Source organism: Microbulbifer variabilis (assembly GCF_020524905.1).
Lineage (GTDB): Bacteria > Pseudomonadota > Gammaproteobacteria > Pseudomonadales > Cellvibrionaceae > Microbulbifer > Microbulbifer variabilis_A.
In genome coordinates, this window is sequence record NZ_JAIVKI010000019.1 from 49,121 (window position 1) to 62,501 (window position 13,381).

A 13,381-nucleotide genomic window follows, 5' to 3' on the forward strand; every position below is an offset into this window, starting at 1 on the left:
GATACTATTTAGAGGAGTAATTTATTTGGAATGTTTCTTTAGTGGAGACGTATACGGTTAGGAGCCCTGCAGTAATTACGACAAATGTTCCCACCACCGCAGTCGTATTGGGAATGTTCTGCCAAATTAACCAACCGAGAATACCGGCAATTACTACACTAAAATAATTGATTGGAGACACTACACTAGGTTTCGCATAGCTATATGCTTTAGTATAGAGCCAAATAGCCAGCAACATGGATATGCCATTAAAAGCCAAGTAGGGTAGGGTCCACATTGGTATTGGTTGCCAATAGTAGATAGCAAATGGCAGGCTACAGATGAAGGAAATCAAGATATAGTAAAATAATATCAGGCTGGCTCGGTCTGTACGTGAAAGAATACGTGTGCCTACCATGGAAGTAGCAAGAGTCAGTCCAGATAATAGTCCAAAGATATGGCCACTATTGATGCCATTAATATCGGGTTGTAAAATTAAAGTGATGCCTAGGAGTCCGATTAAAATTGGAAACCAGCGTGAAACCGGTATTTGCGAGCGCGTCCAAAGCCAGGCCACAATTGGAACAAAAATAGGTGCGGCATTACGCAGTAAGCTTGCCTCCATCAGGGAAATACGGCTAAGTGCACTAAAATAAGTAAAGAAGCATAGCCAGCCTGCAACTCCCCGCAATAGATGAGCTTTCCAAAATTGTGTCTTGAGCCCTTGTTTTGTTTGGCGCACAAGCCATGGAGCTAACAAGAATAGACAAATACTGTACTGGCTGAGGACTATCAGTGGTACGGGTACGCTTGGCGATATCCATTTATTTGCAGCGGCAGCACTACTGGCTACTATGGTAGTAGCAAATGCGAAGCCTACCCCCTTCCAATTATTATTATTGACTTCGAAATCTCTAAGTTGATTTTGTAGTGCTGGCTGCATTTTAGCCTTTGTATGGTTTGATTGGATTTGTATTTCTGTGGAAATTTCAGGCCTATTCATACTCCAGCCGATTTTAAATTTTCCTATGGCGTGAATTCACTAAAAAGGGAGAATTGGCGCATTAGCCAGATTCTCCCTCTGGCGAAGAAAACTAACTTTGATCGTTAGCCCAATTGGTAAATGTCCTGCCTTCAAGTGCCAGCCGGACAAGTAAGGGCGCTGGTGTCCAGTTTTCTTCACCGTGTTGATTTCGAAGTGCGCAAAGGGAATCGTAGACTTTTGCTAGCCCAATACTGTCAGCGTAGTGCATGGGGCCACCCCGGTGGGCTGGGAAACCATAGCCATAAACATATACAACATCTATATCGCTGGGGCGTTGGGCTATACCATCCTCCAAGATTTTAGCACCTTCATTAATCATGGCGAATATAAGCCGATTAACAATTTCATCGTTAGGAATTGGCCGTCGCACGACTCCTTGGGCCTTTGCTTGGGCCTCAATTATCTCCAGCACTTCTGGGTCGTTCTTACGTTTACGGGTATCAGGATCGTAGCGATAATAGCCGGTCCCACTTTTCTGACCAAGACGGCCCATTTCTACCAAGGCATCTGCAATACAAAAGGTTTTAGGATCCCCCTTTTGAGCTTTACTCATTCCCTGGCGAGCCTTATAGCCTACATCCAAGCCAGCTAAGTCAGCTACAGCCATCGGGCCCATCGCCATGCCCCAAGATTGCATTGCAGTATCAATTTGATCTGGAGTTGCTCCCTCTATCAAGCAAAGCTGAGCTTCACGGGCATAAGGAAGCAGCATACGATTGCCGATAAACCCATAACAGTTTCCAGCTAGTACAGGGATTTTCTTGATGGTTTTTGCTAGTTGCATCGCTGTAGCAATTACCTGGTAGGAACTTTTTGAGCCACGAACTACTTCGAGTAGTTTCATAACATTGGCGGGGCTGAAGAAATGTAAACCGATAACATCTTGAGGCCTGTTAGTTGCTGCAGCAATCTGGTCGATATCCTGGAAAGATGTATTTGTTGAGAGAATTGTACCGGGTTTACAGTTTTGATCCAGCTCAGAAAAAATTTCCTGTTTGAGCTCCATATTTTCAAATACAGCCTCGATAACCAAGTCTACCTCTGCTAGCTCTGAATAATCAGTTATCCCTTTTATCAATGAGAGGCAGTGTATTTTTTGTTCAACTGTAAGTTTCCCCTTTTGAACACTTAAATTGTAATTATTTTCTACTGCCTTTATGGCCTTCTCAATAGAAGGCTGATTGATTTCTAGCAGTTTGACTGGAATATTGGCATTAGCGAAACTCATAGCGATACCTCCACCCATAGTGCCGCCGCCAATAATACCGACGCTATTAATCTCCCTGGTGGAAGTATCTTTAGGTAATCCTTGTATTTTTTTTGCTTTGCGCTCGGCAAAGAACAAATGTCTTAATGCTGCAGATTGATCGGAGAGCAGGCATTCAATAAACAGATCTAGCTCTTTCGTTAGTCCCTCATCGAATGGTAGTAAAGTTGCCGCTTCCACACAACTGACAATGTGTTGGGGGGCAAGCTGACTGTGTGCTTCTATTTCCAGCCGCTTACGAAAATCGTCAAATATACCTTTTGGGATGCTGGTAGTATCTATGGATATATCCCTAACCCGCCGCAGGGGCGCATTGTGATCAATGAGTTCTCGAGCAAAGGAAAGGGCCCCATTTAAAAGATCATCATTGATTACCTGGTCAATTAGATTCATCTCAGCAGCTTTTATGGCCGTAACCGGTGTGCCATTAGTGATAAGCTCCAATGCGGAGGTAACGCCGGCTAAGCGTGGAACACGTTGTGTACCACCGGCCCCTGGGAGTAATCCCAATTTAACTTCAGGTAGGCCGACTTTTGCAGATGCCAAAGCGCAGCGATAGTGACATGCCAGTGCCACCTCAAAGCCACCTCCTAATGCGGTACCATGTATAGCGGCAATCACTGGTTTATTTGAATTTTCTATTTCCGCAATAACTTCAGATAGCGCTGGTGGCTGTGGAGGTTTGCTAAATTCAGTAATATCGGCACCAGCGATAAAAGTATCTCCATCGCATAGTAATATCAGTACTTTAGATGCATCATTCTGAGCGTTCTTGATAACTCCCCAGATACCTTCTCGCACTCCATTTGAAAGGGCATTGACAGGGGGATTATTTAATCTAATAACCCCTATATCACCAATGACTTCGTAGTTTACGATAGACATGCTTATCTCCAGGTATTTAATGGTTATTGATGCTTACTTCTAATGTCTTGCGCAGATTTTCCTTAATTTTATTTGTCTAATGGAATTCTAAGCTGATAGGTAAATTTATTAATGCCTCTTTTGCAGCATTTTTCCATAATCTATTTTGTAAACGAATTTTCACGATCTGGCCGTGGGTAGAATCAAACTGGGCAGAAATAACTGCTGTAATATTTTTTGCGCGGAGAGTTTGGTTGACGACAAATTCGGCAGCGTGATTACGTAAAGCTGGTTTAAAAACCTTGGCTACAGCAGTGAGTGGCATTTCATCTATAATTTCTACTCGCTTAGGGATCGCTGCACGCTCAGAAATATTGGTTCTGCAGTAGTCGATCAGTTGTTCTTCGGTAGGAGGATTTTCGGTTGGATAGAGGGTGATATAGGCTACAGGCACTTCACCGGCATAAGCATCGGGTTGGCCAACTGCGACAGCCATGGCTACGGCGGGGTGACGGGATAGTGGTTCCTCTATCAGAGCTGGGTCAATATTATGACCACCGCGAATTATCAAATCTTTGGCTCGCCCTGTCAGAAAAAGGTTGCCATCTCCATCTAAATAACCTAAATCCCCTGTATTAAACCAACTATGATCTACCCAGGCTTTGGAATTGTCCTCTTCAGAAAGGTATCCCGAAAAAATATGTGGCCCACGTGCAAGCACAACACCTACTTCGCCATTGTCACTAGTTCTAACTAGCCGATTACCATTTAATTCAGAAACTTGCATTTCCATATAGGGCAGCCGTCGACCGACACTGCCCCGGGGAGCCTGCATATCAGTGGCTGGACGAGCCAAAAGGCAGCTGGATTCAGTCATGCCATAACCATTATTGACAGTTACTTTGAATTTTTGCTCAAAAGCATTCTTTAGCGTAGGTGACAGGGGGGAAGCACCGCAAGCGACATCTTTCAGACAGCTGATGTCATTATCTCCCACGGGTATGTGAAGCAAGGCACCGAGGATAGTGGGCACGGCGGCAAAGCCTTGCACTCGGAAACGGGCTATGTGATGCCACCAATTGGGAAGTACATTCGGTGAGCGAAATCCGGCAGGGGTCATTATGACAATCGTACGACCTGCGAGTAGGGCGCCAATACCAGCAACAACTGTTCCAAAAATATGAAAAAGTGGGAGACCGCTTAGGGTAGTAAATCGCCCTTTGCTCGATGTGATATCCACACTGAGTTGGGCAACAAAGGAGATATTGCTGTGGGTTAACCGTGCGATTTTTGGTCGACCAGTAGTACCTCCAGTATGAAAATAGCAGGCAATATCACTACCTTGGATAGTACGCTCACTCATTAAGTGATCCATAGGCTGTTGGGCGATTCTTAGAGAAAAGTTTTCCACTCGAATATTTATAGGGGCAGACACTGCATTAGTAGGCTCGCTACCGATTAACAGAAGTGTCTCCAGAGTGGATACCTGTTCTATAACTTGGACCACCTTGGCCCATATTTCTTCACTAAGATCCTGCCCAAGAGTGACCAGTACTTTGGCCTTTGTGGCATTCATGATCTCAATAATATTTTCTGGTTCCAGTAATGGATTGATTGGACTGGCTATACCCGTGGCTTGAGCCCCCCAGAGGCTGAAGTGAGTTTCTAGTAGATTTGGTAGTAGCAAAGAAACGGTATCTGTCGATTTTACCCCAAGGGAGTAGAGCAGATTGGCAGTCTGGTGAACTCTCTCCGATAGCTGAGAAAAACTGACTGACACACTTTCTTCATTTGGTGCGGCCGTGGGTAGGAATTCGATTGCCGTATCATGTTGGTAAAGACGAGCGGCCTCCCTAATGAGGTCGAAGGTGCTTTCCCAGGGATAGCGCTGTAAAAGTGGCACTTTTTCATATGCTTGGATTTCTGCAAGTGTCTGCAACTTTGGGGCGGTGGGTGGAGTAAGTGTGATAGACATGGGGATTCTCTCACTATGGTTATTATGCTCTCGACCATATCAAAAGTGATTTATGCATTCCACTCTGCGGAATTGAATGATAGTGTTTTGTGCGTCGAATGATAGTTTTACTTACCATCGACTTAAAATGGCGGAAAATAACTTATAAAAAAATAAAATGCGCCACTACCAAGAGTATTCAGGAAGGTTTTACGGATAACCCCTCTCAGAGACCGACTTCCAATAATCACTATCTATTTTGTAGGGTTCTAGTGGAGAAATCACTTATGGAGAGTATAAGAGCCGATTTTGTCTGCTATTAGGCTTATTCTCATAAGTGAGTAGACTCCAGTGAAGAAAATTCAGTATGAAATGTTCCGTTAAATTTTAGAAATTAAAACTTTAGTAAATGTTGATTGTTCAGTTAGGTAAAAGATATCGGCTAAAGGCGTAACTAATTCAAAGGTTAAAATGGGAGCGGGAGAATGAATATACACTTTTCACCTGAAGAAACTACTTTCCAACTGGAAGTCCAGCAATTCCTGCAGAAGAAATTGCCTGATGATATCCGAGAAAAAACATTGAAAGAGATCCCCCTGACCAAGGAGGACTTTGTTCGCTGGCAAAAAATTTTGTATAAACAGGGGTGGGCCGCGACGAACTGGCCGGTTGAACATGGTGGAACTGGTTGGACGCCAACTCAGAAGTATATTTGGGCCAATGAATGCGCTGACATTGGGGCACCAGATGTAATCCCCTTCGGTTTAAAAATGGTTGCGCCGGTTATCTTCACTTATGGCAGTGAAGAGCAAAAGCAGCGGTTTTTGCCGGATATTTTGGCAAGTAATGTTTGGTGGTGCCAGGGGTATTCGGAGCCAAATGCGGGCTCTGATTTGGCATCGTTAAAAACCATTGCAGTGCGAGATGGCGATGAGTATATCGTTAATGGCACTAAAACCTGGACGACTCTGGGGCACTGGGCCGAATGGATTTTCTGCCTGGTTCGTACCGGAGGCCCCGAAGTCAAAAATCAGGCCGCTATCACTTTCCTGTTGATTGAAATGAACCACCCGGGCATTACGGTATCGCCCATTATGACTTTGGGCGGCCATCATGAAGTTAATGAGGTGCATTTCAACAATGTTCGGGTACCCGTGACCAACCGTATTGGAGAGGAAGGTCACGGTTGGACCTATGCCAAGGTACTGTTGACCCATGAACGCACGGGCATTGCAAGGGTTGCTACTTCCAAAAAACGTTTACAGACTTTAAAAAAGCTGGCAGGTGATACTTGTGATGGTGACGCCAGCCTCCTGGAAAATCCAGCCTTTGCACAAAAGCTCGCAGAAGTTGAAATAGATCTTTTAGCTTTGGAGTTTACTGAGCTAAGAGCACTTGCGGCAGTGAGTACCGGTAATGCACCGGGGCCGGAATCCTCCATTTTAAAAATTAAAGGAACTGAAATCGCCCAACTTATTGATGAACTTTACATGGAAACTGCGGGTTACTACGGAATGCCATTTGTCCGGGAGCAATTTAAAAGCGGATTCGATGGCGAGCATGTAGGCCCTGGCGTTATTACCAGCAGCGTGCCCCGTTACTTAAATAACCGTAAATCCTCGATTTATGGTGGCAGTAACGAAATTCAGAAAAATATTATCAGCAAGTGGGTACTTGGTCTGTAAATGCGACGTTTGATGAGGATTGGGACGATGGATTTTTCCTATAGCGAAGAGCAGCAGATGCTGCAAAGCAGTGTGAGCAAATTTATTCACCAGGATTATGATTTTGATCGTCGCGGCAAGTTATTAGACAGCGATACTGGGTTTAGTGAGGATAACTGGAAGTTATTTGCCGAGCTGGGCTGGCTAATGGTTCCATTTAGTGCAGAAGACGGTGGTTTGGGTGGCTCTGCTGTTGATCTGATGGTAGTGATGGAAGAGTTTGGTCGTGGCCTAGTGGTGGAACCCTTCCTGGCCAGTGCAGTTTTAAGTGGTGGACTAATAGCAAGCGGTGCCAATGAGGCGCAAAAGCGAGAGCTAATAAGTTTGTTGATGGAAGGCCAGTTGCAACTGGCATTTGCATTTGCTGAGCCCCAGAGCCGTTTCAATCTGTCTGATATTACTACTAAAGCTGTAAGGAACGGAGACAGCTACGCAGTGAATGGCCACAAAGCCGTTGTTTTGAACGGTTCAGCCGCAGATAAACTATTGGTGGCAGTGCGTACTAGCGGCGGGCAACATGATTGTGAAGGTATCACTTTATTATTGATAGATGCCAACACTGAGGGTGTTCAACGTCAGGGGTATGCCACTGTGGATGGACACCGTGCGGCTGAAATAAAGTTTAATAACGTGATGGTTCCTGTGGCAAATCGGGTCGGAGAGGAGGGGGCCGCTTTACCTGTAATCGAACAGACAATTGACCGGGCTACACTGGCGCTGTGTGCCGAGGCAGTAGGGGCCATGGAGAAAATATATAAAAAGACCGTGGAATATACAAAGACCCGGGAGCAGTTTGGCGTTGTCATTGGTAAGTTCCAGGCTTTGCAACACCGGATGGTGGATATGTTTACCGAATATGAGCAGGCCCGCTCTATTCTATTAATGGCAGCGTTACAGTTGGATGTGAATAATGGCTTTGCCCCTAAGGCAATTTCTGCAGCAAAAAGCCGCATTGGAAAAGCTGCTCGGTTAGTCGGCCAGGAAGCAATTCAGTTACATGGCGGGATAGGGGTTACAGAGGAGTTGGATGTAAGCCATTATTTTAAACGCTTAACCACAATCCAGTACTTGTTTGGTAGTACGGATTATCATACCCGCCGATTTGCCGAGCACTAGCGAGGTAGGCAGCTGTGAGGTGATGAGTTGTTCCCCAGGTTGGTTGCATTGAGCTACTAACCTGGGGTTTAGTTATCTAGTAGCGAATAAGCATAGCCTCAATATTCCCGACCATATTTTTTAATAAAGGGGCGACTTCGTTTTCCAGAAATTCTGGACTGAGTCGGTAGGCTGGCCCTCCGGCATTAAAAGTATAGATTCGCCCCTGACTTAGCTGTAAAGGGACAGCAATGCCATTAACATCGCGGTTCCAGTCGCCAAAGGAGCAACAAAAGCCGCGCTGTTTATAGCTTGTTACCGCCTCTTCAATTCCAGCCTTAATCTTTGGCCAGCGCTCGCTACTTCTTTTCTCCAGGTGACCATAAAAATACTCGCGCTCCTCTTGAGGTAGTGCTGCCAGAAAAGCCCGTCCTGAACCACTGGTGACTAAAGAAACACGGTTACCTATTTCGTAGCGAAAAGTCGTAACATTAGCGGCTGCACAAAACTCGACAAATATCATATCGAGTCGATCACGGTCAGACAGCCCTACAGCAGTTCCGGTGGAGTTTGCTAGGTCTTGCATTAAGGGTTTGGCAACCTGGCGAATAGCTAGATTGGATACAAAAGAGTAACCCAGCGCTAGTACGCCGCTTCCTAATTGGTACTTTTCCAGTCGATCCGAGTAGGTCAAATAGCCTAATTTTGTCAGGGTGTAGGTTAACCGTGAAATACTGGAGCGAGGCAGGCCTGTGCGTTGGGCGATTTCAAGGTTACCCAGAAAGCCATCACCGGGCTGGAAAGCTCGTAGTACATCCAGGCCTCGGGCCAGGGCCTCAATAAACTTGCGATCGGGTTCTGCGCTTTTCTTTCTTGGGAGATCACTCAACGGAGCCATGGTCTTAAATCCTGCTTCTATAGTGACAAGTATACAAATTTTAATCCTTAATCTGAAGAGAGGAGCTGGTTCATTCATTAAGTGGTAATCTACTTATTGCGCCAGATTACAATTTTAGATATTCAAATACGGGCCCGATAGTCGCGTCGATGATTGCGGAGAAGGTCACTGGAAAAACTTGGGGAGAACTTATAGAGAAGTATATAACTGAGCCTCTGGATATGAATTCGACTACGAATAAGGTATCCAAAGTGGAAAATCTTCTTCCATCCATTATCAGCTCCAGTGATGGTAATATCTTTAGTTCAGGACATTTCAAGTCTGCTCTAACGATGCACCCCTCAGGAGGCTTGGTTTCTACTGTAAGTGATTTGGCGACATGGCTTCAGGTAAAAATAAACAAAGACAGGTCAAATGTATCTAAGATTGATATTTTTGATGAGCTTCATGAAAAGCAGGTAGATCAATCAAAAACATATTTCACCTATGAGAGAACGGGCTACACCTTAGGGTGGGATCTGGCAGAGTATAATGAAGAAACTCTTTTAACTCGGTTTGGAAATTATGGTGGATATAGTATTCATGTATCATTTATACCAGAAAGACAGATTGGTGTAATTGCATTTACCAATCAGGATGCGGCTTATATTTTACCCCATTTAATAGCTAATTATACTTATAACACAATTTTAAATAAAGGAAATAGGGATGCGCTGTTTGAGCAGGAAATGAATCGACTGAAGAAGTCTGTTCGAGGCGAGCTCTTGGGAGCTCCAGATCCTGCCTTGGTTGTTAGCGCCGAAAATTTCCCAGGAAATTTGCTTGGTACCTATGTTAATAGTAATGGTTGGCCGGAGCAAAAACTCTATATTGAGGGTGATAAAGTAATGGTGAGCTGGGGAGGGCTCAATGGACCACTGTTAAAAAATGGGGAGGTATATAAGGCGCATTTAGGAGCGCTCCAAAGAGATCTTTCATTTCATTTTCAGGATAATGGCGCTGTAAAGTCTCAGAATGGATCTGTCGAATTTATTAAAATATAAGCTGGGCGCTAAGGAGGTGTTCTATACAAGAAAATACAGATTTCTTTGTAAGTAAATCCTTGGCCTCCTGGGATGAGGCTGGGCCTGTTCACTGGGAATTCAACAAGCGGCTACTTGAGAAAGTTTCCGAGTCTAATTTTAATGCCTTAGAAAAAGATTTTGATGACTTGTTGGATGGGTTTGATCTTTCCGGAAAGTCAGTAGTACAAGTTTGCTGCAATAATGCAAAAGATCTAATATCCATCAAAAAGAAAGGAGCTGGCCGTTGCATCGGCATTGATGGATCTCAAGCCTTTGTCGATCAAGCTCGGCTTTTGGTAAATGCTTCGGGATGTTCGGATGTAGAGATCGTTTACTCATCTAATATCTATGAGTTACCTGATGAGTATAACGTCCGTTTTGACTTTGCAGTTAACACTATTGGCGTACTCAATTGGATGCCGACCTGAAACTATTTATGAGTATTTGTAATTCGCTGCTGAGGCCGGGTGGTAATCCCTCACACATTGCCATGTCTTATTTTAATCGCAAGCCGCAAAGAGATGATCAAGGTCTGGACTATTTGGATAGTAGAAAATATCAGGCTAAAGAAAATTATAATTTTCATCACACCTTGTCAGATATCTTGATGGCGGCAATTGGGAGTAATCAATCTCAACAGAAGTTTGTTGAGCTGGGGAAGAATGTGGGTAATTGGTGTGGAGATTTGGAAAACTCTGAGTGTGTTCCTCCAATGGCAATGCTGGCTTGCTGGAAAAGGAGCTTATAAATTTTGACGATAGCCATCGTTCTTAGTTATAGAGCTTGTAGAAATAGGCTAAGCATAGAGGTTTTTCATTAAAAATGAGTCTTAAATTCCTTATTTTTATTATCTGCACAAACAAGATTCCTCTCGGCAGTGAGAGCTCAATGTTTTAACGGGCTTGCCTCCGTTGGCCACTCACTTGGTGCTCTGTAGATTACTTGGTTAGCAGCACTCGTCTTGAGATTCCTCAACTTATTATGGTGAGGCTAAGCGAGCCGCATTGGCTAAGTATTCGAAGGATTTGCATGTTCAAATGAATTAACTTAATAAACCGTTAAGAAGATAGGGTGTTCACTTCATCCCTATGGAGGTGCCGGTAGTTCAGGGGGAGGAGGTTGTCGCACAAATCACTCAGTTAGTCGCAGTTCCAGGTCGTGGAGGCGGTAGAATTGGCCGGCATAGGTCAAGAGAGGGTAGAATCCCGCTCTTAAAACTATTACAAGACCCTTTTTTACGAGGAGAGAGCAAATGCGTCAGACAATGATCGCACTAGCCGTAGCCGCGTCCCTGGCGGTTGTGGGCGGTTGTGGTGAAAAGGCAAAGCAGGCTGAGGTAGCAAAAGACACTGTAAAAGCCGAAGAGTCCATGGCCGTAACTCCAGAGCACGCCTCTAACATGCTGTTGGCAGAGTGGACTGGACCCTTTGGTGGTGTACCTGCGTTTGACAAGATGAAGCTGGACGACCTCAAACCCGCAATCGAGAAGGGTATTGAGATGAATTTGGCCGAACTTGATGCTATCGCCGCTGATCCTGCCAAGCCGACTTTTGGTAATACTATTTTGCCGATGGAGCGTAGTGGCGCAGCGTTAAATCGGGCAACGGCGTACTACGGAATCTGGTCTGGAAATATGTCTTCTCCAGAGTTCCGCGAGGTTCAACAGGTGCTGGCGCCAATCTGGGCTGATTACGAGTCCAAGATTTACCAGAACAAAGGCCTGTTTAAGCGCATCAAGGCTATTTACGACCAGCGCGAATCTATGGATCTGGATGCTGAACAAAAGCGTGTTGTTGAGCTGATTTATACCGAGTTCTCAACCAATGGCGCTACCCTGGAAGGCAAGAAGAAGGAGCGCTATGCGGAAATCAACAAGCGCCTCGCAGAGCTTTACACCAAATTCTCTAATAACGTACTGGCAGATGAGGAAGGTTACGATATCTTCCTGACCAAAGATCAGTTGGCTGGTCTACCGGAATCTTTTGTTGCCGCAGCGGCTGCGCTGGCAGAGGAGAAGGGTGAGAAGGGTAAGTATGCTATTACCAATACCCGCTCTTCCATGGACCCATTCCTGACCTACTCCGAAAACCGCAAGCTGCGCAAGCAGGTGTGGACCAACTATTACAGCCGTGGTGACAATAATGATGAGTATGATAACAACGCCATCATCGCTGAAATCCTGAAGTTGCGCGATGAACGTGTGGCTCTGCAGGGCTTTGATAACTACGCTGAATGGCGTCTGCAAGACCGCATGGCGAAAACCCCTGAGCGCGCCATGGAGCTGATGGAGGCCGTGTGGCCAGCAGCGGTTGCCCGCGTGAAAGAAGAAGTGGCCGATATGCAGGCTGTGGCAGATGCTGAGAAGGCTAATATCACCATTAAGCCTTGGGACTACCGTTACTACGCTGAGAAGGTTCGTAAAGCTAAGTACGATCTGAACTCGGACGAAGTGAAGCAGTACTTACAGCTGGACAATCTGCGTGAAGCCATGTTCTACGTGGCTGGTGAGCTGTTCAACTTCAAGTTCACCCCGGTGAAAGAGGGCTCGGTGCCGGTATTCCACGAAGATGTAAAAGTCTGGGAAGTAACCGATAAGACTAGTGGCAAGCACATTGGCCTCTGGTATCTGGACCCATTCGCTCGCACAGGTAAAAGCTCCGGTGCTTGGGCAACCATGTACCGTGACCACTCCACCTTTGATGGCAAAAAGAATGTACTTGCTTCCAACAACTCCAACTTTATCAAAGGCGCGCCTGGCGAGCCTGTACTGGTGAGCTGGGACGATGCGGAGACTTTCTTCCACGAGTTCGGTCACGCTTTGCATTTCCTGTCCTCAAACGTTACCTATCCGACTCTCAACAGCGGCGTTCGTGACTATACCGAGTTCCAGTCCCAGTTGCTGGAACGTTGGTTGTCCACCGATGCGGTCATTGACAACTACCTGGTGCATTACAAAACTGGTGAGCCGATCCCGGCCGACCTGGTTGCCAAGATCAAGAAAGCAGCCAAGTTTAATCAGGGCTTTGCCACCACCGAGTACCTGGCTTCCGCTCTGATGGACCTGAAGTTCCACACTGCCGATCCAGAGGGTATCGACCCGGACAAGTTCGAACGTGAAACCCTGGAAAAACTGGGTATGCCGGAAGAGTTAGTAATGCGTCATCGCTCACCACACTTTGGCCATGTCTTCTCTGGTGAGGGCTACGCCGCTGGTTACTACGGCTACATGTGGGCAGACGTCCTGACCTCGGATGCCTCTGAGGCGTTTGCCGAGTCCAACGGTGGTTTCTATGATAAGGGCGTGGCAGCCAAGTTGGTGAAACACCTGTTTGCACCGCGAAATGCCATTGATCCTGCAGATGCCTACCGTGCTTTCCGCGGCCGTGATGCGAATATCGAAGCGTTGATGCGTGATCGTGGCTTCCCAATCCCTGGGAAGAAAGAGAGCACTGTTGCCTCTAAGAACTGATCGTTTAGTTTAACTATTAGTT

The 13,381-nt window shown here is 45.7% G+C and carries 10 protein-coding genes; 6 read left to right on the plus strand and 4 right to left on the minus strand.

Features of this window, described 5'->3' with window-relative positions; all coding sequences use genetic code 11:
• Nucleotides 1-4 precede the first annotated feature (4 nt).
• The 3 genes from LC073_RS17825 to LC073_RS17835 all read right to left on the minus strand — a co-directional run bounded on the left by LC073_RS17825 (nt 5) and on the right by LC073_RS17835 (nt 5,130).
• The gene (locus LC073_RS17825; protein ID WP_226648671.1) at nt 5-982 is read right to left on the minus strand and encodes a DMT family transporter; all 978 of its coding nucleotides are present in this window, start codon (nt 980-982) and stop codon (nt 5-7) included.
• A gap of 91 nt (nt 983-1,073) precedes the next feature.
• Nucleotides 1,074-3,176: a 3-hydroxyacyl-CoA dehydrogenase NAD-binding domain-containing protein gene (locus LC073_RS17830; protein ID WP_226648672.1), complete on the minus strand. Its 2,103-nt coding sequence runs from the start codon at nt 3,174-3,176 to the stop codon at nt 1,074-1,076.
• Nucleotides 3,177-3,252: 76 nt separating this feature from the next.
• Entirely contained in the window at nt 3,253-5,130 is a 1,878-nt protein-coding gene (locus LC073_RS17835; protein WP_226648673.1) for an acyl-CoA synthetase, read from the minus strand.
• A gap of 464 nt (nt 5,131-5,594) precedes the next feature.
• Between LC073_RS17835 and LC073_RS17840 the strand changes: the two genes are divergently transcribed.
• Together LC073_RS17840 and LC073_RS17845 are read left to right on the plus strand one after the other, a co-directional pair.
• Nucleotides 5,595-6,794 carry an acyl-CoA dehydrogenase family protein gene (locus tag LC073_RS17840; protein WP_226648674.1) on the plus strand — a complete coding sequence of 400 codons (1,200 nt, stop codon included), beginning with the start codon at nt 5,595-5,597 and terminating at the stop codon, nt 6,792-6,794.
• Nucleotides 6,795-6,821: 27 nt separating this feature from the next.
• Complete coding sequence (locus LC073_RS17845; protein ID WP_226648675.1) at nt 6,822-7,949, plus strand: acyl-CoA dehydrogenase family protein; 1,128 nt, start codon at nt 6,822-6,824, stop codon at nt 7,947-7,949.
• 76 nt (nt 7,950-8,025) lie between these two features.
• Here the strand turns inward: LC073_RS17845 and LC073_RS17850 are convergent, their stop codons facing one another.
• Nucleotides 8,026-8,826, minus strand: a complete 801-nt coding sequence (locus tag LC073_RS17850; protein WP_226648676.1) for an IclR family transcriptional regulator — start codon at nt 8,824-8,826, stop codon at nt 8,026-8,028.
• A 95-nt stretch (nt 8,827-8,921) separates the two neighbouring features.
• Here LC073_RS17850 and LC073_RS17855 point away from each other — a divergent pair, with 95 nt between their 5' ends.
• The 4 genes from LC073_RS17855 (at nt 8,922) to LC073_RS17870 (ending at nt 13,359) form a co-directional block, all read left to right on the plus strand.
• The gene (locus tag LC073_RS17855; protein ID WP_226648699.1) at nt 8,922-9,869 is read left to right on the plus strand and encodes a serine hydrolase domain-containing protein; all 948 of its coding nucleotides are present in this window, start codon (nt 8,922-8,924) and stop codon (nt 9,867-9,869) included.
• Nucleotides 9,870-9,928: 59 nt separating this feature from the next.
• Nucleotides 9,929-10,318 carry a class I SAM-dependent methyltransferase gene (locus tag LC073_RS17860; protein ID WP_226648677.1) on the plus strand — a complete coding sequence of 130 codons (390 nt, stop codon included), beginning with the start codon at nt 9,929-9,931 and terminating at the stop codon, nt 10,316-10,318.
• Entirely contained in the window at nt 10,303-10,638 is a 336-nt protein-coding gene (locus LC073_RS17865; RefSeq protein WP_226648678.1) for a hypothetical protein, read from the plus strand. The genes LC073_RS17860 and LC073_RS17865 overlap by 16 nt, the downstream gene beginning before the upstream one ends.
• 504 nt (nt 10,639-11,142) lie before the next feature.
• Nucleotides 11,143-13,359 (plus strand): M3 family metallopeptidase, encoded by a 2,217-nt coding sequence (locus LC073_RS17870; protein WP_226648679.1) that lies wholly within the window; start codon nt 11,143-11,145, stop codon nt 13,357-13,359.
• Nucleotides 13,360-13,381: the final 22 nt, after the last annotated feature.